The sequence below is a fragment of the Mitsuaria sp. PDC51 genome (assembly GCF_900113225.1).
Classification (GTDB): Bacteria; Pseudomonadota; Gammaproteobacteria; order Burkholderiales; family Burkholderiaceae_C; genus Roseateles.
Window position 1 is genome coordinate 662,142 of record NZ_FOZE01000001.1, and the last position, 26,345, is coordinate 688,486.

The window sequence follows — 26,345 nt, forward strand, 5'->3', positions numbered from 1 at the left end:
CCGCCACCGTCGCGCCAGGAACAACGCCCCGAGGCTCAGGCCGTCGGGGCGTTGTTGTTTCTGCGGCGGCATGGCGCGTGCCGCGCTAACCGCGCAGGGCCGTCAGAGCACCGCCTGGCCGGCCCCCGTCAGGACGGTGATCGTGTCGGTGGGCCGCAGGTCCGCCAGCGTGATCGTCAGCTCGGGCTGGTTGAAGTCGCCATTGCCGTGGGCGTCGATCAGCAGCTCGACCTGACCCTGCGCATCGACGCCGCGGCGGATGAAGCGGTCCTCGCCGCCGGCGGGGACGCCGCGCAGCAGCTGCGTCAGGTCGAGCCGGTCGCCCTGGGCATTGCTGTAGTCCAGCACCGTGTCATGACCGGTCTGGCCGGCCTGCCAGCGGAAGGTGTCGGCGCCGCCACCGCCGATCAGCACGTCGTTGCGCGAGCTGGCGACGATCACGTCGTTGCGCTGGCTGCCGATGACCATCGTTTCCAGGTGGTCGCCGCTGTGCTGGAACTCGCGGCCATCGAGGATCAGCCGGTCCCCCGCGTCCATCTGCACCACCAGCGGCGCATCGCCGTTGGCCGCCAGCGTGGCCGAGGTCAGCGTCAGCGTGTTGGCCGCGCCGTTGTCCATCCACACCTGGGCCAGGCCCTTTACGCCGCCGGAGAAGGCGCCGAAGTCGACGTTGGCGTCGCCTGAGACGTACAGCGCGTCATGGCCCAGCAGGCCGTCGATGCGGCTCACCTCGCGCTCGCCCGAATAGGTCAGCACGTCGTTGCCGGCGGTGCCCAGCAGCGACTGCACGGCCGGGGTGGCGGCGCCGTCCTTGTCGAGGAAGACGAGGAACTCGTTGTACATGGCCTGCTGGTAATAGGCGGTGTCGGTGCCATTCGCCCAGTTGCCGTGCCAGCCGAGCTTCCACTGCGCGCTGGTCGGGAACTGACTCGGCAGCGTGCCGTCGGAGGCCACCCGGATTCCCTCCTCGAAGATGACCTGCTTCGCATCGACGTAGTTCAGCGAGGCGGTGCCGGCGCCCGCGTTCCCGGCGTGGGCCTCGAAAACGACGTCATTGGCATGGCCCAGCAGCGCATTGCTCGACGGCAGCGGCTGCACGAGGCGACCATCCCCGCTGGCTGTCATGACGTCGAAGTAGTAGTTGTTCCAGGCGGGGTAATGGCTGCTGAGCCGGTCGTTGTCGGTGCCGCCCAGGTTGAACAGCGTGCCGAAGCCCGTGCCTTCGGACTGGACCTTGGTGTAGACCGCCACGCTCCGCCAGTCGTCCGCCGCGACGCCGTTGGCCACCATGTAGTCGTTGTTCTTGCCGTTGCGACCGTTGTTGAAGCTGATGGCGGCTGAGCCATCGGCGCGCTGCACGACCTGTCCCGCGTCGACGATGACGCCCTGCCTGGCCAGGTCCGTCTGCGTCATGTCACGCCCGTTGCCGGACTGGTCGTACCACTGGGTCACGAAGCCCTTGTCCGAGGCGCCGCGGCCGACGAAGTCGAGCAACGCGGTGCGATCGAGCTCGCCATTGAGGTCGAAGCCGATGTCCTGCTCGGCGTTGTCGGAACCGCGCCGCACCCGGATCGCGAAGTCGTTCTGGTGCGGGTTCAGGTCGCGCAGGCCGTAGGCCGCCTGCAGCCGGTTGACGTCGATCTCGTTGATGTTGCCGATGCCCAGGCCGTCGGCGATCCGTCCCGCCGTCGCGTCCTCCAACCGGACGACGACCTTCTCGTTCACCTCGCGGTAGTGGTCGCCGTTCACCGTGAAGCGGACCAGCTTGCTGGTCTCGCCCGCGGCGAAGCTGAGCAGGCCGGTGCTGGCGCCGCTGAAGTCGGCGGCCGAGGCGAGGGCGGCACCGCTCGAGCCGGCCGAGCTGGCGCCGCGGTCCACGGCGAAACGGACGCTGCCGGCCTCGCTCAGGTCGCCGTCGCGGGTGACCATGAACACCATCTCGCGGCTGCCGTCGGTGCCTTCGATCACATGCGAGTCGGAGATGCTGTACGTGGCGCCCGCGGTCACGCTGTCGGCGGTCTTCACCGTCACGTTGCCCGCCAGGTCGGCCGACGTGACCCGCACGTGCACCGGGTCGCCGGCGTCGAAGCGGTGGCGTTCGCCCGCCACCGGCGTGGCCGTGGCGGTGTCCACGCGCCACTGGCCGGCGGCGTCGGAGTGGGTCACGTAGCGCAGCTCGTAGCCGTTGGCGATGTTGTCGTCGGTGTCGATCTCGACGGTCACCTCGACCCGCGCGTCCGTCGTGCCGGACAGCACCGGACGGGGCTGGACCGTGTCGCCGATGGCCACCACGCTGGCCGGCGGATGCGTGTCGACGGTGAGCTCGAGCGCGCCGGAGGTCAGGCCATCGGCCACGGCGCCGAAGCGGTACACGCCGTCCTCGAGCCCGGCGCCGGCGAGCTGCAATTCCCACCGGCCGTTCCCGTCCGCCACGACCGTGCCCAGGACTTCGTTGCCGGCCATCACGCCGTCGCCGTCGGCGTCGAGGAACACCGTGACCGTCGCTCCCGCCGCGGCGTAGCCCTTGAGGATCAGCGGCGCCGCGGCGGAGCCGTTGGCCGAGGTGACGCCGTCGTACGGCGACAGGCCGGAGTCGCTGTCGCGGCTGAGCAGGATGGCGGGCGTGCCGGCGGGCCGCACCTCCAGCGTCACCTGCGAGGCCACGGCGCTGACGTTGCCCGCCAGGTCGGTGGCGCTGATCTCGACACGGCGTGTGCCCACCACGGCGCCCGCGCCCGCGCTGTAGGCCAGCTGCTCCAGCAGCGCGCGCGTCATGTCCGCGGTGAGCGTCATCGACGGGACGACGGTGAACAGCACCGTGCCGTCCGGCGAGCGCTCGCAGGTGATGCCGTAGCGCAGTCCGGGCGTCGAGGTGGTGGCCTCGACGGACGAGGCGGTCCCCATGCTCAGCATGCCGGCGGTCTGTTCCGGGTCGGCGCGGTCATACAGGCCGAAGCGCTCCAGGCGGTCGGCGTTGGCGGGGTCGTCCGCATCGGTCGCGACGAAGGCGCCGTCCACCTCGCTGCTGAAGCGGAACTGGAGGCGGACGATGCCGTGGGCCTCGGTGATCTCGGTCTTGGACGGCATCGCGAGCGGGAAGGCGATCGGCAGGCCCGGCGACACCGTCACCGTCCGGTCGAGGCCGGCCGCGGGACCGTTGAGGTCGATGACCGGGGCGGTGCGGTCGACGATGAACAGGCTCGTGGCCGTGCCGGTCCGGCCGAGGTGGTCGGTGACGGTGATCTGGTACGAGCGGGGGCCTTCCAGCGCGAGCGGCGAGGTGTCGATCAGCCGCAGGGAGTCCAGCAGGGCCTGCGTCTGCGCCAGGCTGGCGGCGGAGCCGTCGGCCAGCACGAACTGGTAGCGATCCGCCAGCGCCATCGCCCGCCACTGGACGCCGGCCACGGTGATCGTGAGGTCGACCTGGCCCAGCTGGGTGATCACGCCGCCGTCCAGACAGCCGAGATGGTCGTCCGGGCTGACGCTCTCGCCGCTGATGTCGATCGTCACCTGCTGGAACGTCGCGTCCGGATTGGTGTGGGACAGCGTGCCGCCCGGCGCCAGCAGCGGCTGCGGCGTGGCGAGGTCGTGGATCACCGTCTCGGCGTCGACGCCGGCCAGCAAGCCGTTGAGGTCCAGCGAGGGCACGTGGTTGTCCATCACCACCGACACCTGCGACTCGGCGCTGACGTTGCCGGCGAGGTCGACCACGGACAGCGCGATCACGCGCTCGCCTTCGCGCGGGCGGCCCATGGTGTTGCTCAGGCGGATCGCGTTGGACAGCGCCGCGGCGTCGGAGCCGGTCAGCGCGGTGCCGTCGGAACGCCAGATCGACAGGCTGGCGGTGTCGGCGTCGTAGCGGTAGGAGAGACCGGCCAGGCCGCCGATCTCGATGTTGTCCCTCGCCGTGCTGACGTCGAGGTCCAGGGCCTGGTCCAGCTGGAGCTTGTCGTTGATCGGGTCGAATCCGACGCCGGTGATCCGCACGCGCAGCGCGCTGAGGTCCTGCGCGGTCAACGCGTCCTGCGTCGCGGTGAGGGCGACGCCCGGCGCCAGCTGGAAGCGGTCAACGACGCTGGTGACCGTCGTCTGGAGCCCTGCGGTCGAGGAGAGATCGAGATCGTCCGCGCGCGTCTGGAGGACGAATCGCAGCGTGGTGATCTCGCTGGCCCCTTGGGCATTGATCTGTCGCGCCAGGACGGTCTGCGCGCCGTCCTGCGTGAACTGCGAGGCGGGGATGGTGTCGTCCTGGCCGTCTTGCCAGGTCAGGCCCAGGTCCAGGCTGAACTGCCAGGTCGCCTTGTCCGCGAGGCCGGAGATCCTCACGCGCGCGTCGTTGGTGTGGAGGTCGGTGGCGGACAGGCCGGAATCGTGAACCAGCGCCAGACGGGGCGCGTCCGGGGGAGGGACCGGATCGACCGGATCGACCGGATCAACCGGATCAACCGGATCAACCGGATCAACCGGATCAACCGGATCAACCGGATCAACCGGATCGACCGGATCGACCGGATCAACCGGATCAACCGGATCAACCGGATCGACCGGATCGACCGGATCGACCGGATCGACCGGATCCACCGGATCCACCGGATCGACCGGATCGACCGGATCGACCGGATCGACCGGATCGACCGGATCAACCGGATCAACCGGATCAACCGGATCAACCGGATCAACCGGATCAACCGGATCAACCGGATCAACCGGATCGACCGGGTCAACCGGATCGACCGGGTCAACCGGATCGACCGGGACAACCGGATCGACCGGGTCGACGGGATGAATCGGATCAACCGGGTGATCAGGGTCGGAGGGAACAACGGGATCCACCGGTTGCTCGGGTCTGACGGGGTCCACCGGCGGCATCGGATCGGAGGGAAGCTCCGGGTCGGCCGGATGGACCGGCTGTTCGGGCTCGACCGGGACGACCGGGTCGGCCGGCGGCCGGGGGACGTCGGGGGGGCCCGGATCGACGGGGGGCTGAGGATCGGATGGGCGCGGCGGGTGACCGTCACCGGCACCGCCGTGGGTGCCGCCACCGCCGCCGCCACCGCTCGCGGCCGCCGCGATGCTGGCGCCCATCAGCGCGACACCGGGCCAGACCCAGCCGCCCTCGGCTGGGCCGGCGGACGCCGCCGCGACGGACCGCGGCGTGTCCGCTTGCGCGCCGCCGCAGTCGGCGGCGTTCGATGCGGCGCTCTCCGGCGACGTGGCTTGGGGGAGGCACTCGGCCGGCGCCGGCGCGTCGCTTGCGGCAGCGGCCTCGTCGCTGGTGGACGCTGCAGTCGCGGTCTCGGCCTCAGCGGCGGGCGTCGATTCGTCGTCGGCCTCGCGTCTCGGGCGCGGCAGCGGGCGGTTTTTCTCCGGGGTGGACGACGGCGGGAGGGCGCGCGGATGCGGCGCGGTGGCCGGCGAGGCGGGGAAGGTGGGGGAGGTGGTAGCCGGTTCGGGCTGGCTGGGCGAGGGGGTCGGAGCGGCATTCATGGCGACTAGCACGGATGGATGGAATGCCGGCAGTCTCCGAGGTCCGAACCTGAGGGGCGATGGCTGAAACGGGTGTGATTCCTGTAGCCGAATAGCAAGTTCATGTCAGTCATAGGCCCCTGCCATGACTTGAAGAGGTGGGGCTCCGACGATTCCCCTCGCCGAGCGCTAGCCTGATGAAGCCAATCCTCAGGCGTTTATGCTTCCGCCTTCCCCCGGACGGGGCGGCTTCGGACGGAATGGACATGGCGATCGGCGAGCGGGGCGAGGGCGGCGGCAAGGGCAGGGGCGGGCGGACGCGTCCCGCGGGCGCGCGGCGCGGCGGTGGCGCCGTCACCCGGACGGCGCTGTCGCCGCAGGCGCGTTGGGAGCGGCTGGTGATGCGCCGCCCCGGGCTGGCCTTGCCGCGGCTCCAGCGCCTGATCGCGCGCGAGGACGAACCGCCTTTCCAGGCGCTGCTGGGCGCCTTCTTCATCCTTGAGCGCTGGGGCCGCGGGCCTGAACTCCAGGCCGAGCTGGAGCGCGCTTTGGCGCGCGCGCTGCAGCACCGCCTGCTGGAAGAGGCCGCCGAGCTCAGCGAGGCGCTGGGCCGCATGCATTACCAGCGCGGCGACTATGTCCAGGCCTGCAACGCCTGGAGCCAGACCCTGGAGCTGGCCGACGACGAGACCCGCTGGGCCTGCCTGGCCCGCATCGGCCTGGCGCACCTGTGCTTCGCGCTGGGCGACTGGGCGCGCGGCGGTCGCGTGCTGGACCAGGCCGAGCTGCACTACCCGCAGCTGGGCGACGACCCCTACATGCGCTCCAAGATCGCGCTGAACCGCGCGGTGTCGCTGCGCGCGACGCAGGGCCCGCAGGCTGCGCTGCCGCGCCTGGACGAGGCCCGCGCCGACGCGCGCGCCGTCGGGCACCGCGACTACGAGGCCGAGGCCATGTGGCATCACGCGCGCTGCGCCCGCGACAGCGGCGCCCTCGACCACGCGCTGGCGCTGGCGCTCCAGGCCGAGGATCTCTCGCGCCGCAGCCGCTATCGCTGGCTGCAGGCGCAGACGCTTTTGCTGGTCAGCGAGCTGCGCCGCGGTGCCGAGGCGGTGGCGGCCGCGCAGCAGGCGCTCGCGCTGGGCGAGGCGATCCAGTCGCGCTCGCTGCAGGCGGCGGCGCATGGCCGGCTCGGGCAGTTGATGGCCGAGCAGGAGCAGCTCGGGCCGAGCTGGTACCACCAGCAGCAGCGGCAACGGCTGGAGGCGACGCTGGGCCAGACGGAGTTGCCCGCGCGCCTGGAGCAACTGGCGCGCTTCGACACGGACCCGCATGGCGCGGAGGGGCTGCTGCTCGCGCTTGGCCGGTCCTCCGCCGTGGTGGCCTCCATCGCCGAGGTCGAGGCGCAGTGGCAGCAGGCGCGGCCCCGTTTGATGGAGGCGCTGGCGCTGACCGGACTGGAACTGCGATGGACGCCGGGCGGCCTGGCCGGCGGGCGGATCGAGCGCAACGATCGCTCGTCGCAGCTGCTGACCTTGCGCGACGCGAGCGGCGGGGCGGTCGGCGCGCTGGTGCTCGAACGCGCCACTGGCGCCGTCTGGTCGCGCGCCGATCGCAGCCGCGCCGAGCGGCTCGCGGGGTGGCTGCAGCGGCTGATCGCGCAGCTGCCGCTGCCGGGCGCGACCGCCGCCGCCATCGAGACGGTCGACCCCGCCGAGCAGGCCCGTGCGCTCGTGGCGACCCTGGAGCGCCTGTCCGGCGAGACCGACGCCGCGGTCCAGGCGGCCGGGCTGCCACAGGCGCTGGCGCTCGCGCGGCGGCTCGCCGCGCGGCTCGGCTGAGGCGCCCCGTCACGGCCGCGGCGGGCGACCGCGCCGCAGCCGCGACGAGCGCTTCAGACCACCGCCTGGCCCGCGATCACGAGATGGAGCGGGTCGCTCGCCCACAGCGCGGCCGGCGCGATCGTCCGGCCGTCGTCGACGATGCCGCCGTCGTCCGGCCCGTCGATCAACGGCTCGGTCGACAGCTCAGCCTGCGCGCGTGACGTGACGCCGCGGAGGACGCGTGCTTCGACGCCTTGCAGCCGGTCCAGGTCGACCACCGGGAGGCTGCCGATACCCAGGCCGTCGTCGATCCGACCGTGAACCGGCGCCTCGAGCCGGATCCCGACCTCCTCGATCACCCCCCGCTCGCCCTGGACGGTGAAGCGGATCGTCTTGACGGTCTCGCCGGCCGCGAAGCTCAGCAGGCCGGCGCTCGGGCCGGAGAAGTCGATGCCACCGGCCAGCTCGTCGGCGGATTGGCTGGCCGTCGTGGACGCGCGGTCCACCGCGAAGCGCACGCTGCCCGCCTCGCCCAGGTCACCGCTGCGCGTCACCGTGAACACCAGCTGGGTGGTGCCGTCCGCTCCGTCGACAAGCTGCCCGTCCGAGAGGCTGTAGAGCGTCTCCGCGGCGACGGCGCTCGCGGTCCGGGTCGTGACGTTGCCCGCGCGGTCGGTCGCCAGCACGCGCAGGTGGACCGTGTCGCCGCCGTCGAATCGACGCGCCGCTCCCGCGACCGGCGTCGCGGTGGCCGTGTCCAGCTGCCACTGCCCGTCGGCGTCCGCGCGCGTGAGGTAGCGCAGCTCGTAGCCGTTGGCGGGGTTGCCGTCGGTGTCGAGCTCGACGGTGACGCTCACATTCGCCTCGGTCTTGCCGCCCAGCACCGGGCGGGGACGCACCGTGCTGCCGATGTCGAGGACGCTGTCCGGCGCGCTGGCGTCGACCGTGACCGCCAGGAGCGCCGACGTGAAGCCGCTCGCGACCGCGCCGAAGCGATGCGTGCCGTCCGCGAGCGCGGCGCCGGCGAGCGTGTATTGCCAGCGGCCGGTGCTGTCCGCCACCACCGTGCCCAGCGCCTCGCCGGCCTCGAGCAGGCCGTTGTCGTCGGCATCGCGGAACAGCGTCACCGTCGCGGCGGCCGCGGCGAAGCCGGCGAGTGTCAGCGGCGAGGCCGCGCTGCCGTTGGCGAAGGTGAGTTCGTCATGGGCCGACGTGCCGGTGTCGCTGCCGCGGCCGAGCTGGACGACCGGCGTGCCGATCGGCTTCACGTCCAGCGTCGCCAGCGTGGGGACGATGCTGACGTTGCCGGCGCGGTCCGTCGCGGTGATCTCCACCTGGCGCACGCCCGGCACCTGGCCGATGCCGCATTTGTAGGCCAGACGCTCGAGCAGCGTCTGCGTGACGTTCTCGGTCAGCGCCATGTTCGGCGTGATGGTCACGACCACCGAGCCGTCGCCGGGACGCGTGTAGACCATGTCCATCAGCAGGCCCGGGAACCAGCCCACCGCGGAGTAGCTGAATGGCTGCCCCAGGTTGTCCATGAACAAGAGCTGGTCCGGCTTGTCCAGGTCGTAGAAGCCGAAGATCTCCGTGTCGCCGCGCAGGTTCGGCGGGTAGTTGTTGGTGGGCGCGAGCGCGCCGGCGACCGCGCTGGTGAACTTGAACTGCAGTTGGACGACGCCGCTGCTCTCGGTGACCTGGGTCCGGGTCGGCAGGCCGAGCGTGACGCCGATGGGCACGCCCGACACGGCCGTCAGGCTGGCATCGAGCCCCGGCGCAGACCCGTTGAGGTCGAAGACCGGCGGCGTGGTGTCCAGCAGCAGGACGCTGGTGGCCGAGCCGGTCCGGCCGAGGTGATCGGTGACCGTGACCTTGAACTGCCGGGGGCCTTCCTGCGGCTGCGAGGCGACGCTGCTCAGCGTCAGCGATTCGAGCAGCGCCTGGGTCTGGCCGGCGCTGGCCCAGCTGCCGTCCTCGAGGCGGAACACGAAGCGGTCGGCCGCGCGGCTCGCGTGCCACGCAGTGCCCGCCACGGTGAAGGAGGTGGCGGCCTGATCGAGCGCCGTCACCGTGCCGCCCTCCCGGCTGCCCAGGACGTCGTCCCGGCTCGCGCCGGCGCCGCCGGCGTCGATCGTCACCTGCTGGAAGCGCGCGTCGGGATTGGCGTGTCGCAGGCCGGCGCCGTCCGGCAGCAGGGCACGCGGCGCGGTCAGCGTGCGGAAGGCGATGTCGGCGTCCAGGCCGGGCCGGGCGCCATTGAAGTCCAGCGTGGGGACGCGGGTGTCCACCATCACCGACACCTGCGCGTCGGCGCTGACGTTGCCCGCCACGTCGAGCAGGCTCAGGGTGACGGTCCGTTCGCCGTCGCGCGGCCGGGTCTGGAGGTTGTTCAGGCGGATCGCGTTGGTCAGCGCGGCGGCGTCGGAACCGGTCAGCGCGCTGCCGTCGGCGCGCCAGATCGCGAGCGACGCGGTGGCGGCGTCGTAGCGGTAGGCCAGGCCGTCCAGGCCGCCGATGCGCACGCCCTGTGCCTGGCCGTCGCGGCTCAGGTCCAGGTCGCGGTCCAGGCGGAGGCGGTCGTTGAGCGGATCGAAGCCATCGCCGCCCAGGCGCAGGCGCAATTCATGGAGGTCTTGCGGGGTCAGGGCGGCTTCGGTGGCGGTGAGCGCGACACCGGCGGCGATCGTGGCGCGGTCGACGATGCGGTGCAGCGCGGACTGCGGGCCGGGCTGCGACGAGAGGTCCAGGTCGTCGGCGTGGGTGTAGAGGGCCAGGCGCAGCGCGCTGAGCCCGCTGCTGCCGTGGGCATTGGCCTGCCGCGCCAGCACCGTGTGCAGGCCGTCGCGGGTGAACAGCGCCGCGTCCACGCTGTTGCCCTGCCCGTCGTGCCAGGTCTGGCCGAGGTCCAGGCTGAACTGCCAGTGCGCGTCGGGCGCCAGCCCGGTCACGATCACCTGCGCATCGCGGGTGCGGTGGTCCACGGCGGACATCCCGGAGTCCTGCGCCAGCGCGAGCCGAACAGGCCCCGGGCGCAGCGCCGGATCCGGCTCGAACGGGTCGACGGGCGGCGTCGGATCCCCGCCGGGCTGAGCGGGCTCGGAGGGGCCTCCGGGGCGGGTGGGATCCTCCGGCAGCGGCGGCTCCGCCGGGCGAGACGGGTCCTCGGGGTGGCCCGTGTCCCCCGGACGAGTGGGGTTCCCGGGCTGCGAAGGATCCTCCGGATGGGAGGGATCCCCAGGCTGCGAGGGGTTCGTCGGGTTGGTGGGATCCGTAGGCCGGGCCGGGTCCGTCGGGCCAGCGGGATCGGCCGGATTGCCTGGATTGCCAGCATCGCCAGAGCTGCCGGAGCTGCCAGAGCTACCGGAGCCGCCGGAGCCGCCGGAGCCGCCAGAGCCGCCAGAGTTGCCGGAGTCGGAGGGGTTGGCGGGCGACGCGGGCTCCCCCGGCGTCGCCGGGTCCGTGGGCCGGCCCGGCCCGATGGCATGCGCCGGAGCGAAGGGGGCGTCATCGCGAGTACCGCGCAGGCCGCCGGCCATCACCCCGAACGCCCAAGGCGTGATCAGCCCCGCGCCGGGCCAGATCCAGCCGATGACGGGGCCGCGGTCGTCGTCGGTCGCCGCGCCGGGTGTCACCTCGGACCTCGTTCCGCAAGTGACGGCGGTGTTCTGGGCGTCGATGTTGGCGTTGGCCGGCGTCGGCGCGTCGGAGGCGGGGCAGTCGGGGATCGTCGTGTCGGCCGCCGGGGCCGTTGCAGAAGAGGCCGGCGACTGCTGTTCATCGCCGTTGGCCGAGGGGGCCACCCCCTCATCCGCCGGACGTCCGGCGCGATCGGCCCTCGACGTGGGGGTGCCTCGAGCTGGCGGCAAGGTCGCGGTCGGAGACGGCGACGGCGACGGCGACGGCGACGGGGGGAGGGGCGAGGCGGTCATCGCGGCCGAAGCGGCCGGCAGAGAGCGGGGATCGGACATGGGCAAAGGGGGTTCACCAAGGAAGCCCGCAGTGTTCCGGGCTGAAACCGCCCGATCGATGACCGGAAACGACGTGAGATTGGCGGTCCTTAGCAAAACCGAGTCGGTCGAGGCCCGCAGAAACACTGCTCCGGAAGGGCGAGGCGGTGAACCGGCGCGCGCGAGCGCCTCACCCGGGCGCACCGGACGAGGGCGTCGGCGCGCAGGGTCAGAGGATCTCGTCGACCAACGCCTTGCCCGCGACGGCGCCCGCCGCGAGGTAGGCGCCGACGCTGCTGCCGAGCTCGCCGGCCTCCTTCATCACGGTGCTCGCGCCGCTGGCCACCGCGTCCTTGACCTCGCCCGCCAGTTCCGCCACCTCGGACACGCCGCTCGAGACCGCGTGGCCCACCGCCTTGGCGCCGTCCTCCAGCGCCTGCAGGCCTTCCTCGCTCCAATGGACGACGCTGCTCACCGCGTTCTCGCCGCCTTGCCAGGCGGCCTGCGCCAGGCCGATCGCGCCGGCGGCGACGCTGCCGTACTCGCGGGCGTTGATCTCGAAGCTGCCGCTCGGCCGGTTGACGAGTTGGCGCGACGCGACCGGCGCGGCGCCGGTGCCGTTGATCTGGGAAACCGTGGTCATGACCCCTCCAGGGTGTGTGCTTGGTGAGCCCATTCTTCCGGCGGCCGGCACGGCGGATGCCCACATGAGCGACCAGGGCCGACGGCTCTACAAACTTTCTATATTTCCTGCTGCACATCTGCCGACGCCCTTGTGCCGCGCTTGTGAACAAGCGTTTCGGGACTCGGCGCCGCTCATGTCGGAAACCGCGATGCGCCCGTTGTTGTCGACTGTTTGTCCCGCTCGTCGGCGTCCATGTCGGCCGCGTGCCAGGCTTGGCACGCGCCGGTCGCGCCATGACGCTGGGATATGCTTGCCCGCTATGAGCGAAGTGCCTCTCGCCCCTGCCGCGATGCCGTCGGCGGCCGCCGCCGCGGACACCGATACCGACGCCGATGCGTCCGCGCGCCCCTACAAGATTCCTGAGTCGGTGCTGGTCGTGATCCACACGCCGGCGCTGGACGTGCTGATGCTGGAACGCGCCGACCGGCCCGGTTTCTGGCAGTGCGTGACCGGCTCCAAGGACCGCCTCGACGAGCCGCTGGTCGAGACCGCGAGCCGCGAGGTGCTCGAGGAAACCGGCATCCGCGTGCAAGACCTGGCCCCCGGCGCGCTCGACGACTGGGGCCTGGTCAATGTCTACGAGATCTATCCGGTCTGGCGCCACCGCTACGCCCCGGGCGTGAGCCGCAACACCGAACATGTCTTCGGCCTGACGGTGCCGGCCGGCACCGCGGTGACGCTGGCGCCGCGCGAGCACCTGCGCTACCGCTGGCTGCCCTGGCGCGAGGCCGCCGACCTGTGCTTCTCGCCCTCCAACGCCGAGGCCGTGCTGCAGCTGCCCGCGCAGCGCGCCCGCCGGGCCGGGAGCGCCGCATGATCCGCCGCACCCCGCGCCACGCGGCCGTGGCCAATTCCGCGACCACCGACACCTCGCCCGCGGACAGCGTCGGCCGGCTGCGGGTGGCGACCTACAACATCCACAAGGGCGTGCGGGGCATGGGGCCGGGCAAGCGGCTGGAGATCCACAACCTGGGCATGGGCGTGCAGGCGCTGGACGCGGACCTGGTGTTCCTGCAGGAGGTGCGGCTCTTCCACCACCGCGAGGCGCGCCAGTTCGAGCGCACCTGGTTCGGCTGGCCGGAGCAGGGCCAGGCGGAGTTCCTCGCGCCCGAGGGCTACGAGGTGGCCTACCGCACCAACGCGGTGACGCGCCATGGCGAGCATGGCAACGCGCTGCTGTCGCGCTACCCGATCGGGGACGTCGGCCACCATGACGTGTCGGACCACCGCTTCGAGCAGCGCGGCCTGCTGCATGTGCCGGTGCAGTGGCAGGGCACGGAGGTGCACGCGGTGGTGGCGCACCTGGGGCTGATCCACGGCAGCCGGGTGCGGCAGGTGCAGCGGCTGGGCGCGTTCATCGAGGACCATGTGCCCAAGGGCGCGCCGCTGGTGGTGGCCGGCGACTTCAACGACTGGGGCGAGCGGCTGGACGAGCCGATGCGCGCCGGCGGGCTGAGCCGCGCGGCGCTGCCGGGCGCGCGGCGCTCGCTGCCGACCTTCCCGTCGCGGGTGCCGGTGTTCTCGCTGGACCGCATCTACACGCGCGGGCTGCGCTGCGTCGACATGAAGGTGCCGCGCGGTCCGGCCTGGGCGCGCATGTCCGACCACCTGCCGCTGCTGGCTGAACTCGTCCTGGAATCTTGAAGCGGCCGCAGGAACCCCTCTTCCCCTGGACCCTCGGGTCGCAGCCCAGCTTCTCGGGCGGCAACGCGGTGGGGCTGCTGTGCGGGGGCGATGCGCTGTTCCCGGCGCAGATCGCGGCGATCGACCGGGCCGAGCACGAGGTCTGGCTCGCCACCTACATCTTTCATGACGACGAGGCCGGCGCCGCGACGCTGGGCGCCTTGCGGCGCGCGGCGCTGCGCGGCGTGCGGGTGCGGGTGGTCGTGGACGGCTTCGGCTCCAAGGCCAGCCTGGGCTGGCTGCGCGAGCAGCTGGACGGCGCGCCGGTGGCGCTGGCGGTGTTCCGGCCGATCGACCGCTGGTGGAACTGGCTGCATCCCGGTCAGCTGCGGCGGCTGCACCAGAAGCTGTGCGTGGTGGACGGGCAGGTCGGTTTCGTCGGCGGCATCAACGTGATCGACGACCGCATCGACCTGCATCACGGCCGCACCGAGGCGCCGCGGCTGGACTTCGCGGTGAGCGTCAGCGGCCCGGCGGTGCGGGCGATCGAGCAGGCCGCGCGCGCCGTCTGGACGCGGGCCTGGCTGGGGCACGACTTCGGCGACGAGATGCGCGCGATGATCCGCAGCGCCTCGCCGGCGCGGCGCGCCAAGCGCCTGATGCGCCGCATCCGGATGCCGCGCGGCGAGCACCGCCGGCGGGACCCCGAGCGCCTGGCGCCGGTGCGCGTGGCCTTCGTGCTGCGCGACAACCTGCGCCAGCGCCGCACGATCGAGCGCGCCTATGTCGAGGCGATCCGCGGCGCGACCGCGCGGGTGGACCTGATCACGCCCTACTTCTATCCGGGGCAGCGCTTCCGGCGCGCGCTGAAGGACGCGGCCCGGCGCGGCGTCCAGGTCAGGCTGCTGCTGCAGGGCAAGGTCGATTACAAGATCGCGGCGATGGCGGCGCATGCGCTCTACGACGAGCTGCTCGGCCACGGCGTGCAGATCTACGAGTACACGCCGGCCTTCCTGCATGCCAAGGTCTGCGTCGTCGACAACGACTGGGCGACGGTGGGCAGCTCCAACATCGATCCGCTGTCGCTGCTGCTCAACCTGGAGGCGAACATCGTGGTGCGCGACGCGCCGTTCGCCGGGGACGTGGCCCGCGAGTTCGACGCGGCGGTCGCCCGCTCGCGGCGCGTCGAACATCCCGAAGGCCGCGGCCTGCGCGGCGTGCTCGGGCGCGCGCTGGTGGCGTGGGTGGCCTATGTCTACCTGCGCGTGGCGGGGCTGACCGGGCGGTATTGAGCGTTCGTGCGGGAGGCCAAGCGCGGGCTCTCCACGATGCAGGGGGCATCGCGTCCGCGAACCCCCAGCATCATTCCGGCCCCACTCGCAGTCGTGGGACACGACGATCCTCGAACCGAGGACTGAGTCAATAGGTGCCTTGGCCCTTGGGCATCGGAGGACGGACCTCGACAGGGAACGGATCCCGCTGCTGACGATTGCCGTCGCGCGGCTTGGCGTTGAACTGCCGGTCGACGAAGCGCAGCATCGGCTCCACACGCGCCGCCCAGCTCGCTTCATCATGCGTTGCGCCCTCCGCCTCGAGGTAGGCGATGTCTCCGCTGGCCCAGCCGCGCGCGTACAGCACGCCACGCAGCTTGCGCAATTGCCGGATCGCCTCGGCCCCTTCGCCAGTCCCCATGTCCAGCCACAGCTTCGGACGCGGCACCGACATCGGCAGCGGTGTCTTCTGCGCATCCCGAATCGGGAATTCGTTGTCCCACCACAGCGAGGGCGACACCACCAGCGCCGTGCCGAACACGTCGCCGTGATGCACCGCCAGCCACAGGCTCATGATCCCGCCCAGCGACGATCCGCCCACCGCCGTGTGCGCCGCGTCCGGCAGCGTGCGGTAGCGCGCGTCGATCGCGGGCTTGAGCTGCTCGATCAGGTAGCGCGCGTAGGCCGCCGCCTGGCCGCCCTGCGTGTGGCCGTCGCGGCTCATCGCGGTGGCGGTGTACTCGTCGATGCGGCGCGCGGTGTTGTTGACCGCCACGATGATCATCGGCTGGACCTGCCCGTCCACCGTCAGCCGCTGCGCCGTCTCGTCGACCTGCCATTCGGCGCCGGCTGCCGCCGCGTCGAAGACGTTCTGCCCGTCGTGCAGGTAGAGCACCGGATAACGGCGCTGCGTGTCGCGCTCGTAGTTCGGCGGCAGCCAGACCTGCACGCCGCGCGCGCCGACGAAGCGCTCCGGCAGCGGCTCCAGGCGTTCGATGGTGCCGGCGCGGCTCAGCGAGATCGGCGCGCCCGGCGCGTTGAACGCACGCGTGACGCGCACCTCGTCCGACACCAGCTCGATCGCGCGGTTGCCGCCGGTCTCCCAGCCCGCGTCGCCTTCGCCCTGGCCGGGGCGCTCGATGCGGAACTTGTAGGGCACGGTGCCGCCCGGCGGCACGCGCTCGAAGCTCGTGGTGACGCTGTACCAGCCGTCGCGCCCCAGCCCGGCGGCCGGCGCGATCAGCGAGCGCGTCCAGCTCAGCGGCGCGGCGCCGCCACGCACGCCCACCATGTCGCGGGCCGGATCGAAGCGGCCGGCGGCGATCTCCTCGCGCAGGTCGATGTCGAAGACGACCCGGGTCGCAGCGAAGGCGCGCGGTGCGACCAGCATCGCCGCCATCAGCAGCAACAGCGCGGCAACGAAGCGGACAAGCGCGGGCGAGGGGCGAGCCGGCGCGCGGCCGGCGGAAACGACAACGGCGCGCGGGAGGCGCGCCGTGGAGGCGGTGTGAGGCATGTGGAACCCACCAGGTGAGCCGGACGGTCAGGCCGCCGTCCGGCGGGTCGGCGGCGGGCCGGGCCCGCCGAGGCCTCGGATGTTAGTCCAGCACGACCAGCTCGGTGCGCGCGCGCAGCAGCGCCGCGGGACCGCGCGGACCATCGTCGTTGACCAGCGCGAAGGCGCGCTCGATGTCCGGCGCCAGGTAGTGGTCGGTGGGCATGGCGGGGCAGCGCTCGCGCAGCAGGGCGTGCATGTCCTCCAGCGGCGCCGAGCTGCGCAGCGGGCGCAGGAACTCGATGCCCTGGGCCGCGGCCAGCAGCTCGATCGCGACGATGTGCGCCGTGTTGTCGAGCATCGGGCCCAGGCGGCGCGCGCCGAAGGTCGCCATCGAGACGTGGTCCTCCTGGTTGGCCGAGGTCGGCAGGCTGTCGACGCTGGCCGGATGGGCGAGCGACTTGTTCTCGCTGGCCAGCGCCGCGGCGGTGACGTGGGCGATCATGAAGCCGGAGTTGAGGCCCGCGTTCTCTGTCAGGAAGGGCGGCAGGCGCGAGACGCCGGTGTCGATGAGCATCGCGATGCGGCGCTCGGCGATGGCGCCGACCTCCGCGATCGCGCAGGCCAGCGCGTCCGCCGCCAGCGCGACCGGCTCCGCGTGGAAGTTGCCGCCCGAGATCATCGCGGCCGGGCCGTCGGCCGGCGCGAACACCAGCGGGTTGTCGGTGACCGCGTTGGCCTCGCGCAGCAGCACGTCGCGGACGTAGCGCGACTGGTCCAGGCAGGCGCCCATGACCTGCGGCTGGCAGCGCAGGCAGTAGGGGTCCTGCACCCGGTCGTCGCCATCGCGATGCGATTGACGGATCGGGCTGCCGGCGAGCAGCGCGCGGTAGGCCGCGGCCGTCTCGATCTGGCCGGGCTGGCCGCGCACCTCATGGATGCGGGGATCGAAGGGGCCGTCGCTGCCGCGCGCGGCGTCCAGGCTCAGCGCGCCGCTGACGACGGCGGCGGCATAGACGGTCTCGAAACGCAGCAGGCCCTCCAGCGCCAGCGCGGTCGAGGTCTGCGTGCCGTTGATCAGCGCCAGGCCCTCCTTGGCCTCCAGCACCAGCGGCTTCAGGCCGGCGCGCTCCAGCACCGCGAGCGCGGGCTGGCGCTGGCCGTCGACCAGCATCTCGCCTTCGCCCATCAGCGCCAGCGTCATGTGCGACAGCGGGGCGAGGTCGCCGGAGGCGCCCACCGATCCCTGCGCCGGCACGTAGGGCACCAGGCCCGCGTTGAAGGCGTCCAGGATGCTCTGCACGACGGACTCGCGCACGCCGGAGAAGCCGCGCGCCAGCGAGGCCGCCTTGGTCGCCAGCATCAGCCGCACGACCTGGGGCGCCAGCGGCGCGCCGACGCCGACGCAGTGCGAGCGGATCAGGTTGCGCTGCAGCGCCGCCAGCTCGTCCTTGCCGATGCGCTTGGAGGCCAGCTTGCCGAAGCCGGTGTTGACGCCGTAGACCGGATCGTCGCCGGCCGCGGCGGCCTGCACGACGGCGGCGCCGCGGCGGATCGTCGGCCAGGCGTCGGCGTGCAGCGTCAGCGTCACGCCGCCGGCGCGGATGCGGCGCAGCTGGTCCAGCGTCAGCCGGCCGGGGATGAGTTCAAGGGAAGTCGTCATGGGAACTCGGTTCGAGAACGGATTCGTGGATCGGGGATCGGGGATCGCGAGATCGAAAAGGGCGACGGCTCAGCGGCCGAGCATCGGCAGCTTCAGGCCGCGCTCCTGCGCAGTCTGCTGCGCGATCTCGTAGCCCGCATCGGCATGGCGCATGACGCCGGTGCCGGGGTCGTTCCACAGCACGCGGGCCAGGCGCTTGTCGGCGGCTTCGGTGCCGTCGCAGACGATCACCACGCCGCTGTGCTGCGAGTAGCCCATGCCCACACCGCCGCCGTGGTGCAGCGACACCCAGGTCGCGCCGCCGGCGGTGTTGAGCATCGCGTTGAGCAGCGGCCAGTCGGAGACGGCGTCGGAGCCGTCCTTCATCGACTCGGTCTCGCGGTTGGGGCTGGACACCGAGCCGGAATCCAGGTGGTCGCGGCCGATGACGATGGGCGCCTTCAACTCGCCGGTGCGGACCATCTCGTTGAAGGCCAGGCCCGCCTTGTGGCGCTCGCCCAGGCCCAGCCAGCAGATGCGCGCCGGCAGGCCCTGGAAGGCGATGCGCTCGCGCGCCATGTCCAGCCAGCGATGCACGCCGGCGTGGTGGGGGAACAGCTCCTTGATCTTGGCGTCGGTCTTGTAGATGTCCTCCGGATCGCCGGACAGCGCGACCCAGCGGAACGGGCCGCGGCCCTCGCAGAACTGCGGGCGCACGTAGGCGGGCACGAAGCCGGGGAAGTCGAAGGCGTTCTTCACGCCCTGGTCGAAGGCGACCTGACGGATGTTGTTGCCGTAGTCGACGGTGGGAATGCCCATCGCCTGGAAGTCCAGCATCGCCTGCACATGCACCGCGCAGCCGCGCGCGGCGGCGGCCTTCAGGTCGGCGTGCTTGGCGGGATCGGCGGCGGCGGCCTTCCACTGCTCGACGGTCCAGCCCACCGGCAGGTAGCCGTTGATCAGGTCGTGCGCGGAGGTCTGGTCGGTGACCAGGTCCGGCTTGATCGCGCTGCCGGCCTTCACGCGGGCCGCCAACGCCGGCAGCACTTCCGCCGCGTTGCCCAGCAGCGCGATGGAGACGGCCTTCTTCTCGGCCGTGTACTTGGCGATGCGGGCCAGCGCGTCGTCCAGGTCGGCGGCCTGCTCGTCGACGTAGCGGGTCTTGAGGCGGAAGTCGATGCGCGACTGCTGGCACTCGATGGTCAGCGAGCAGGCGCCGGCGAAGGTCGCCGCCAGCGGCTGCGCGCCGCCCATGCCGCCCAGGCCGGCGGTCAGCACCCAGCGGCCGACCATGTCGCCGCCGAAGTGCTGGCGGCCGGCCTCGGCGAAGGTTTCATACGTGCCCTGCACGATGCCCTGCGAGCCGATGTAGATCCACGAGCCGGCCGTCATCTGGCCGTACATCATCAGGCCCTTGCGGTCCAGCTCGTTGAAGTGCTCCCAGTTGGCCCAGGCCGGCACCAGGTTGGAGTTGGCCAGCAGCACGCGCGGCGCGTCCACGTGCGAGGGAAAGACGCCCACCGGCTTGCCGGACTGGATCAGCAGGGTCTCGTCCTCGTTGAGGTTCTTGAGCGAGGTCAGGATCTGCTCGAAGCAGTCCCAGTTGCGCGCCGCCTTGCCGATGCCGCCGTAGACCACCAGCGCATCGGGGTTCTCGGCCACGACCGGATCCAGGTTGTTCTGGATCATCCGGTAGGCGGCCTCGATCAGCCAGTTCTTGCAGGTGAGCTGCGTGCCGATCGGGGCACGGACGGGACGGGGTTGGGCGTGGTGCGCGTGGCTCATGGCGGTTCCTTCTCGGGAGGCTCGGGATCGTGTGGCGTGAGGGGGCGTGGGGTCAGCGGCGGCCGGGGGCCGTCTCGCCGTCGGGATAGATCATGGTGGCGGGCACGCGCATCGTGCGGCGCGCCAGCGGGTAATAGACCAGCGAGGTCAGCACCAGGCTGACGATCCAGGAGATGTCGGCGCCGCCCAGCCAGTCGGCGATCGGGCCGCGGTACAGCTTCTGGTTGAGGAAGGGGATCTGCACGATCACGCCCAGCAGGTAGCAGCCCAGCGCCATCGCGTTCCAGGCGCCGTAGCGGCCCTGCGGGTCGTAGAGCGCGGGAATGTCGACCTTCTCGCGCGAGACCAGGTAGTAGTCCACCAGGTTGATCGCGCTCCAGGGCACGAAGACCGCGAGCAGCAGCAGCACGAAGTTCTTGAAGTGGTTCAGGAAGTCGGCGCTGGCCAGCACCGCGATCGCCATCGAGGCCAGCACGAAGCCCAGGATGGTCGCCGCGCGGGCCGCCGCGCCGATGCGCAGCGACGGCCGGAAGGCGCCCAGCGTGGTCAGCAGCGTCATGCAGCCGCCGTAGGCGTTCAGGCAGTTGACGGTCAGCTTGCCGGCGACGATCACCGCGTAGATCGCCGCGGCCACGGCCGGCCCGGCGAGCTCGCCCATGAAGCCGACCTGGTTCTTCAGGAATCCGCCGCCCGCGGCCGCCACCAGCACGCCGAAGGTCATCGCCAGCTGCGCGCCCAGCACGGTGCCGGCGAAGGTGGTCCAGAAGGTGCGCGCGGTCGAGGTGCCGGACGGCAGGTAGCGCGAGTAGTCGGCCACGTAGGGCGCGAAGGTCAGCTGCCAGCCGGCCGACAGCGCCATCGTCAGCAGCAGCGAGGCCATGGTGAAAGGCTTCTGGCCGAAGACGGCGGCCACGTCCTGCTGCTGGAACAGCCGCAGCGCCAGGTAGCCGAAGCCCAGGATCCCCAGCACCGTGGCGATGCGGCCGACGATGTGGATCAGCCGGTAGCCCACGGTGGCGATCAGCGCGGTCAGCCCGCCGAAGATCGCGATGCCCACCAGCGGCGACTCCGCGCCCAGCAGCAGGTTGATCGCCTGGCCCGACAGCACCGTGCCGGTCGCGGCGAAGCCCAGGTACATCACCAGCGTCAGCAGCAGCGGCAGGGCCGCGCCCTTGACGCCGAACTGCACCCGGCTGGAGATCATCTGCGGCAGGCCCAGCCGCGGTCCCTGCGCCGAATGCAGCGCCATCACCGCGCCGCCCAGCAGGTTGCCCAGCAGCAGGCCGACGATCGCCGTCAGCGCCTCCGCGCCGAAGACGATGGCCAGGGCGCCGTCCACCACCGCGGTGATCTGCAGGTTGGCCGCCATCCAGAGGCTGAACTGGCTGCCCGGGCTGCCGTGGCGCTCGCGTTCGGGCACGCGGTCGATGGTGCGCGTCTCCAGCAGCCGGTCCGGCGGGGCGGACGCGCCGGCACGCGACGCGGCGGAAGTCGATACGGTCATGGATGTCTCCTGGGCGCCGTCGTGCGTGTCGCATCTGCTGGCGGGATGCGGCGAACTCTAGTTGTCTATACAAGTACAGTCAAGTAGGATGCGACCCCATGGCGACGAAGTCCTCGAGCTCCCTTCCGGCCTCCGCGTTGAGCGGAGCGGGCGGCCCCGCGCCGCAGTACCTGAAGGTCAAGACGCACCTGCGCGAAGGCATCGCGGGCGGGCGCTGGCGGCCGGGCGAGCGCCTGCCGTCGGAGGCGGACCTGACCGAGACCTTCGGCGTCAGCCGCATGACGGTCAATCGCGCGCTGCGCGAGCTGCACCAGGAAGGCCTGGTCGAGCGGGTGCAGGGCGTGGGCAGCTTCGTGGCGCAGCTGCACCGCATCGCCTCGACGCTGACGGTGCGCGACGTGCATGAGGAGATCGCCGCGCGCAATCACCGGCACGAGGCCAGCGTCCATGTCCTGGAGACGATCAAGGCCAATGCCGAACAGGCCGGCCTGCTGGGCGTGCGTACCGGCGCGACGCTGTTCCACAGCGTCATCGTCCACCGCGAGAACGGCGTGGCGATCCAGTGCGAGGACCGGCTCGTCAACCCGGCTTGCGCGCCGGCCTACATGGACCAGGACTTCACGCGCGTCACGCCCACCCACTACCTGCTGGAAGTCGCGCCGCTGTCGGAAGCGCGCTACACCATCGAGGCCGCCATGCCGGTGGCGCTCGAGGCCCGGCTGCTGGGCATGCCGCGCGGCGAACCCTGCCTGGTCGTGAAACGTGTCACGTCCAGCCAGGGCCGCGCGGTGACGGCGGTGCGATTGGTGCATCCGGCCAGCCGCTACCTGCTAGAGGGGAGCTTCCAGGCGTGACCCCCGGGTTGACGTTTGGTGACGTGTCCTCATGAGCGAGTCTTCGAGAATCCCGCCCTTCAGCAATAGCCCTGCGCAGTTGGATGACATGAGCTGGATGAGGATCACCGCCGACGAGGTTGCCCCGACCCCGTGGCGCAATGGGGGAGGCCGGACCCGCGAGCTGCTCGCGTGGCCGCACGTCGCGGACTGGAAGGTGCGCATCAGCGTCGCGGACATCGACCGCGACGGTCCGTTCTCGGCCTACCCCGGCGTGGACCGCTGGTTCGGCGTGCTGTCGGGGGAAGGCGTGATCATGCGTGGCCGCGCGCTCAAGCCCAACGAGGGCATGGTCCGGTTTCCCGGCGAGGACGCGCCCGACTGCACGCTGATCGACGGCCCGACGCAGGACTTCAACGTGATGCACCGGCGCGATGCCGGCGTGTTCCGGCTTCAGCCGGCCGACCGGCCGCTGATCCCGCACGGCGCGCGCTGGCTGGGCCTGTTCACGCAGGAAGGCGGCTTGCTGATCCACGGTCACCGCTCGGTGCCGCTGGCGCCCCACACGCTGGCCTGGTGTGAATCGCCGGCCGCGCACAGCTGCGTCTTCGACGACGGCGATCAACATGGGCCGGCCTGGTGGCTGGTCTGGAGCGACACATGACGATGACCTCGACCGCCGCGCCACGCCGCGCCCTGTGGACCCACGCGACACTGGCGACCTTCGCCGGCGAGCGCGACTGGGGACTGGTGCACGACGGCGCGCTGCTGGTCGAGGACGAACAACTGCGCTGGGCCGGCCCCGCGGCCGAGCTGCCGGCCGACCTGCGCGACGGCGTCGCCGACACGCACGACCTGGGCGGTGCGCTGGTGACGCCCGGGCTGATCGACTGCCACACGCACTTGGTCTACGGCGGCGAGCGATCGGCGGAATTCGAGTTGCGCCTGCAGGGCGCGACCTATGAGGAGATCGCCCGCGCCGGCGGCGGCATCCGCTCCACTGTCGCCGCGACGCGCGCCGCCGACGAGCAGGCGCTGTGGACGCTGGCGGCGGCGCGCGCCCGCGCGCTGATGGCCGAGGGGCTGACCACGCTGGAGGTGAAGTCCGGCTACGGCCTGTCGCTGGCGGACGAGGCGAAGTGCCTGCGGGTGGCGCGCCAGCTGGCCGGGCTGGGCCTGACGGTGCGCACCACCTGCCTGGGCGCGCATGCGCTGCCGCCGGAATTCGAAGGCCGCCAGGACGAGTACGTCGACGCCGTCTGCGCCTGGCTGCCGCAACTCCAGCGCGAGGGCCTGGTCGACGCGGTCGACGTGTTCTGCGAGCGCATCGCCTTCACGCCGGCGCAGACCCGCCGCGTCTTCGAGGCCGCGCGCGCGCTCGGGCTGCCGGTCAAGCTGCATGCGGAACAGCTCAGCGACCAGGGCGGCGCCGCGCTGGCGGCCGAGTTCGGCGCGCTGTCCTGCGACCACCTCGAATGGCTGAGCGAGGACGGCATCGCCGCGATGGCGCGGGCCGGCACCGTCGCGGTGCTGCTGCCCGGCGCGTTCTACTTCCTGCGCGAGACCAAGCTGCCGCCGGTCCAGGCGCTGCGCGACGCCGGCGTGCCGATCGCGCTGGCGACCGACCACAACCCGGGCAGCTCGCCGGGCCTGTCGCTGCTGCTGATGCTGAACATGGCCTGCACCTTCTTCCGCATGACGCCGGAGGAGGCGCTGCGCGGCCTGACGGTGAACGCGGCGCGGGCGCTCGGCTTGCCCGACCGCGGGCGGCTGGTCGCCGGCCTGCGCGCCGATTTCTGCGTCTGGGAGGCCACGCATCCGCGCGAGCTGGCCTACTGGTTCGGACGCAACCCGCTGCGCCAGGTGGTGGTCGGCGGCCAGGCGCGAGCGTGAGACAAGCGGCGGACGATCGCGCGACGACGTGATCGCGGCCGCGGCGCGGCGGCCTGTTGCCGTCGCGCGGAGACAAGAGGAACGAGCGATGAAGCACGACGTCTTTGAACTGCGGCGCGGCCGCACCCCGCTGCTGATCAGCATGCCGCACGTGGGCCGCGAGATCCCGGCCGACCAGCATCACCGTTATGTCCCGCGCGCGCTGGGCAGCGAGGACACCGACTGGCACCTGGAGCCGCTGTACGCGCCGATCGCGGAGCAGCTCGGCGCCGGGATGCTGGTGCCGCGTTTCTCGCGCTACCTGATCGACCTGAACCGCCCGCCCGAGGACACGCCGATGTATCCCGGCGCCTCCAACACCGAGCTCTGCCCGACGCGCTTCTTCACCGGCGAGCCGCTCTACCAGGACGGCCTGGCGCCGGACGCGGCCGAGAAGCAGCGCCGCATCGAGCAGTACTGGGCGCCGTACCACCAGGCGCTGCAGGGCGAGCTGCAGCGGCTGCGGCAGGAACACGGCTTCGCGCTGCTGTTCGAGGCCCACAGCATCCGCTCGGAACTGCCCTGGCTCTTCGAGGGCCGCCTGCCCGACCTCAACATCGGCACCGTCGAGGGCAAGTCCTGCAAGCAGATCACGCGCCAGGCGATCGAGATCGTGCTGCAGGCGCAGGACGACTTCAGCTGGGTCGTCGACGGCCGCTTCAAGGGCGGCTACATCACGCGCCAGTACGGCCGGCCCGAGCTGGGCCAGCAGGCGGTGCAGCTGGAGATGTGCTATCGCTGCTACATGGTCGAGAACGACATGGGCTTCACCGGCTACGAGCTCGACGCGGGCTGTGTCGAGCGGGTGCGGCCGGTGCTGACGATGCTGCTGCAGGCCTACCTGATGGCCAACCCGTCGGCCAACCCGTCCGCCAACCCACCGACCCACCCGCCGCGGAGCGCCGCATGAGCGCCGCCGCCGTGACGCCGACGGCCTTCCACGCGCCGCTGGCCTGGCTGGACGGGCGCTGGCAGGCTGACGTGCTGATGCGCGTGGGCGCCGACGGGCACTGGACCGCGCTGAACGCCGGCGTGCCGGCGCCGGCCGATGCGCTGCGCCTGGGCGGGCCGGTGCTGCCGACGCTGGTCGATGCCCACAGCCACGCGTTCCAGCGCGCCTTCGCCGGCCTGGCCGAGCAGCGCGACAGCGACAGCGACGATTTCTGGTCCTGGCGCGACCGCATGTACGGCGTGGCGTTGCGCGTGACGCCGGCGCAGCTGAAGGACATCGCCGCGCAGCTCTACACCGAGCTGCTGGCTGGCGGCTACACGCAGGTCTGCGAGTTCCACTACCTGCATCACCGCGAGGACGGCACGCCCTACGAGGACGAACACGCGATGGCGCTGGCGCTGGCCGAGGCCGCGCAGGAGGTGGGCATCGGGCTGACGCTGCTGCCGGTGTTGTACGCGCACGCCGGCTTCGCGCACCCGGGACTGCGCGAGACGCAGCGCCGTTTCCGCACCGATGCCGACTGGGTTTGGCAGGCCTGCCGCCGCATCAACGCCGCCGGGCTGCCGCTGGTGCGTGCCGGCGTGGCGGTGCACTCGCTGCGCGCGGCCCATGAGGCCGACGTGCGCGCGCTGCGGGCGCTGGTCGGCGACGCGGACATTCCCATCCACGTGCACGTCGCCGAGCAGATGCAGGAGGTCAATGACTGCCTCGCGGCGACCGGCCGGCGGCCGATCGATTTCCTGGCCGACTACGGCCTGGATCCGCGCTGGCAGCTGGTGCATGCCACCCACAGCACGCGCGAGGAGATCGCGCGCATTGCCGCCAGCGGCGCGGGCGTGGTGATCTGCCCGGGCACCGAAGGCAACCTCGGCGACGGGCTGGCGGACCTGCCGGGTTGGCTGGCGGCCGGCGTGCCGCTGACGGTGGGCTCGGACAGCCAGGTCACGCGCGGCTGGGTCGAGGAACTGCGCTGGCTGGAGTACGGCCAGCGCCTGGGCCTGCAGCGGCGCAACGTGGCGGCGCGGCCGGGGCACCAGCCCTCGACGGCGGCGCGGCTGTTCGATGCCTGCGTCGCGGGCAGCGCGCGGGCGGCCGGGCTGCCGTCCTGGGGCTTGCGGGCCGGCGCGCGGGCCGACTTCCTGGTGCTGGACACGTCGGCCAGCGGGCTGGCGGGCCTGCCGGACGCCGCGCTGCTGGACGGCCTGATCTTCGCCAGCCAGGGCGCCGCCTGGCGCGAGGTCTATGTCGCCGGCCAGCCGCGCTCGATCGACGACGCCGGCCGCCGCGAGCGCTTCCAGGCGACCATGGCCGCGCTCTGGCGCTGACGCGGGCGGGCCCCCCGTTTCCACAGGGTTCCGGGCCGGCACGCCGGCTGCTAGGCTGTTTC

General features: G+C 72.1%; 17 protein-coding genes. 10 read left to right on the top strand and 7 right to left on the bottom strand.

All coding sequences use genetic code 11. From position 1 onward, the window contains the following. Positions 1-102: 102 nt before the first annotated feature. Positions 103-4,326, bottom strand: a complete 4,224-nt coding sequence (locus BM393_RS25575; RefSeq protein ID WP_091721628.1) for a type I secretion C-terminal target domain-containing protein — start codon at positions 4,324-4,326, stop codon at positions 103-105. Between the two features lie 45 nt (positions 4,327-4,371). Between BM393_RS25575 and BM393_RS26345 the strand changes: the two genes are divergently transcribed. Both BM393_RS26345 and BM393_RS25580 read left to right on the top strand, forming a co-directional pair. Continuing rightward, positions 4,372-5,496 (top strand): hypothetical protein, encoded by a 1,125-nt coding sequence (locus BM393_RS26345; RefSeq protein ID WP_310732143.1) that lies wholly within the window; start codon positions 4,372-4,374, stop codon positions 5,494-5,496. A gap of 236 nt (positions 5,497-5,732) precedes the next feature. Continuing rightward, a complete protein-coding gene (locus BM393_RS25580; protein WP_091721636.1) occupies positions 5,733-7,307 on the top strand; it encodes a hypothetical protein in 1,575 nt (524 codons plus the stop codon). A gap of 53 nt (positions 7,308-7,360) precedes the next feature. On the opposite strand, the gene BM393_RS03000 is transcribed toward BM393_RS25580, so the two are convergent. Together BM393_RS03000 and BM393_RS03005 are read right to left on the bottom strand one after the other, a co-directional pair. After that, a complete protein-coding gene (locus BM393_RS03000) occupies positions 7,361-10,279 on the bottom strand; it encodes an Ig-like domain-containing protein (RefSeq protein ID WP_091721641.1) in 2,919 nt (972 codons plus the stop codon). Between the two features lie 1,186 nt (positions 10,280-11,465). Continuing rightward, the gene (locus BM393_RS03005; protein ID WP_091721646.1) at positions 11,466-11,879 is read right to left on the bottom strand and encodes a hypothetical protein; all 414 of its coding nucleotides are present in this window, start codon (positions 11,877-11,879) and stop codon (positions 11,466-11,468) included. 331 nt (positions 11,880-12,210) lie between these two features. Between BM393_RS03005 and nudB the strand changes: the two genes are divergently transcribed. Genes nudB through clsB form a run of 3 tightly spaced genes read left to right on the top strand, consistent with a single transcriptional unit; the run spans position 12,211 to position 14,836 of the window. Then, the gene (nudB, locus tag BM393_RS03010; RefSeq protein ID WP_091721650.1) at positions 12,211-12,738 is read left to right on the top strand and encodes a dihydroneopterin triphosphate diphosphatase; all 528 of its coding nucleotides are present in this window, start codon (positions 12,211-12,213) and stop codon (positions 12,736-12,738) included. Next, on the top strand, positions 12,735-13,565 hold the full coding sequence (locus tag BM393_RS03015) for an endonuclease/exonuclease/phosphatase family protein (protein WP_091721653.1): 831 nt from the start codon (positions 12,735-12,737) through the stop codon (positions 13,563-13,565). The genes nudB and BM393_RS03015 overlap by 4 nt, the downstream gene beginning before the upstream one ends. Continuing rightward, positions 13,562-14,836 (top strand): cardiolipin synthase ClsB, encoded by a 1,275-nt coding sequence (gene clsB, locus BM393_RS03020; protein WP_221211207.1) that lies wholly within the window; start codon positions 13,562-13,564, stop codon positions 14,834-14,836. The genes BM393_RS03015 and clsB overlap by 4 nt, the downstream gene beginning before the upstream one ends. 127 nt (positions 14,837-14,963) lie before the next feature. On the opposite strand, the gene BM393_RS03025 is transcribed toward clsB, so the two are convergent. From BM393_RS03025 to BM393_RS03040, 4 genes are all read right to left on the bottom strand, one after another. Further along, the gene (locus BM393_RS03025) at positions 14,964-16,331 is read right to left on the bottom strand and encodes an alpha/beta hydrolase (protein ID WP_091721658.1); all 1,368 of its coding nucleotides are present in this window, start codon (positions 16,329-16,331) and stop codon (positions 14,964-14,966) included. An 82-nt stretch (positions 16,332-16,413) separates the two neighbouring features. After that, the gene (gene hutH, locus BM393_RS03030; protein ID WP_091721661.1) at positions 16,414-17,973 is read right to left on the bottom strand and encodes a histidine ammonia-lyase; all 1,560 of its coding nucleotides are present in this window, start codon (positions 17,971-17,973) and stop codon (positions 16,414-16,416) included. Between the two features lie 69 nt (positions 17,974-18,042). Next, the gene (gene hutU / locus BM393_RS03035) at positions 18,043-19,737 is read right to left on the bottom strand and encodes a urocanate hydratase (RefSeq protein WP_091721664.1); all 1,695 of its coding nucleotides are present in this window, start codon (positions 19,735-19,737) and stop codon (positions 18,043-18,045) included. A gap of 52 nt (positions 19,738-19,789) precedes the next feature. Further along, positions 19,790-21,241, bottom strand: coding sequence for a cytosine permease (locus BM393_RS03040; RefSeq protein ID WP_091721668.1), 1,452 nt, complete (start codon positions 21,239-21,241; stop codon positions 19,790-19,792). A gap of 98 nt (positions 21,242-21,339) precedes the next feature. Between BM393_RS03040 and hutC the strand changes: the two genes are divergently transcribed. From hutC to hutF, 5 genes are all read left to right on the top strand, one after another. Continuing rightward, on the top strand, positions 21,340-22,095 hold the full coding sequence (hutC, locus tag BM393_RS03045) for a histidine utilization repressor (RefSeq protein WP_091721674.1): 756 nt from the start codon (positions 21,340-21,342) through the stop codon (positions 22,093-22,095). An 88-nt stretch (positions 22,096-22,183) separates the two neighbouring features. Next, entirely contained in the window at positions 22,184-22,738 is a 555-nt protein-coding gene (locus tag BM393_RS03050) for a HutD family protein (protein WP_175538170.1), read from the top strand. Further along, the gene (hutI, locus tag BM393_RS03055; RefSeq protein ID WP_217648377.1) at positions 22,735-23,967 is read left to right on the top strand and encodes an imidazolonepropionase; all 1,233 of its coding nucleotides are present in this window, start codon (positions 22,735-22,737) and stop codon (positions 23,965-23,967) included. The genes BM393_RS03050 and hutI overlap by 4 nt, the downstream gene beginning before the upstream one ends. Positions 23,968-24,055: 88 nt before the next feature. Then, entirely contained in the window at positions 24,056-24,916 is an 861-nt protein-coding gene (gene hutG, locus BM393_RS03060; protein WP_091721680.1) for an N-formylglutamate deformylase, read from the top strand. Next, positions 24,913-26,283, top strand: a complete 1,371-nt coding sequence (gene hutF / locus BM393_RS03065) for a formimidoylglutamate deiminase (RefSeq protein WP_091721689.1) — start codon at positions 24,913-24,915, stop codon at positions 26,281-26,283. The genes hutG and hutF overlap by 4 nt, the downstream gene beginning before the upstream one ends. Positions 26,284-26,345 lie beyond the last annotated feature (62 nt).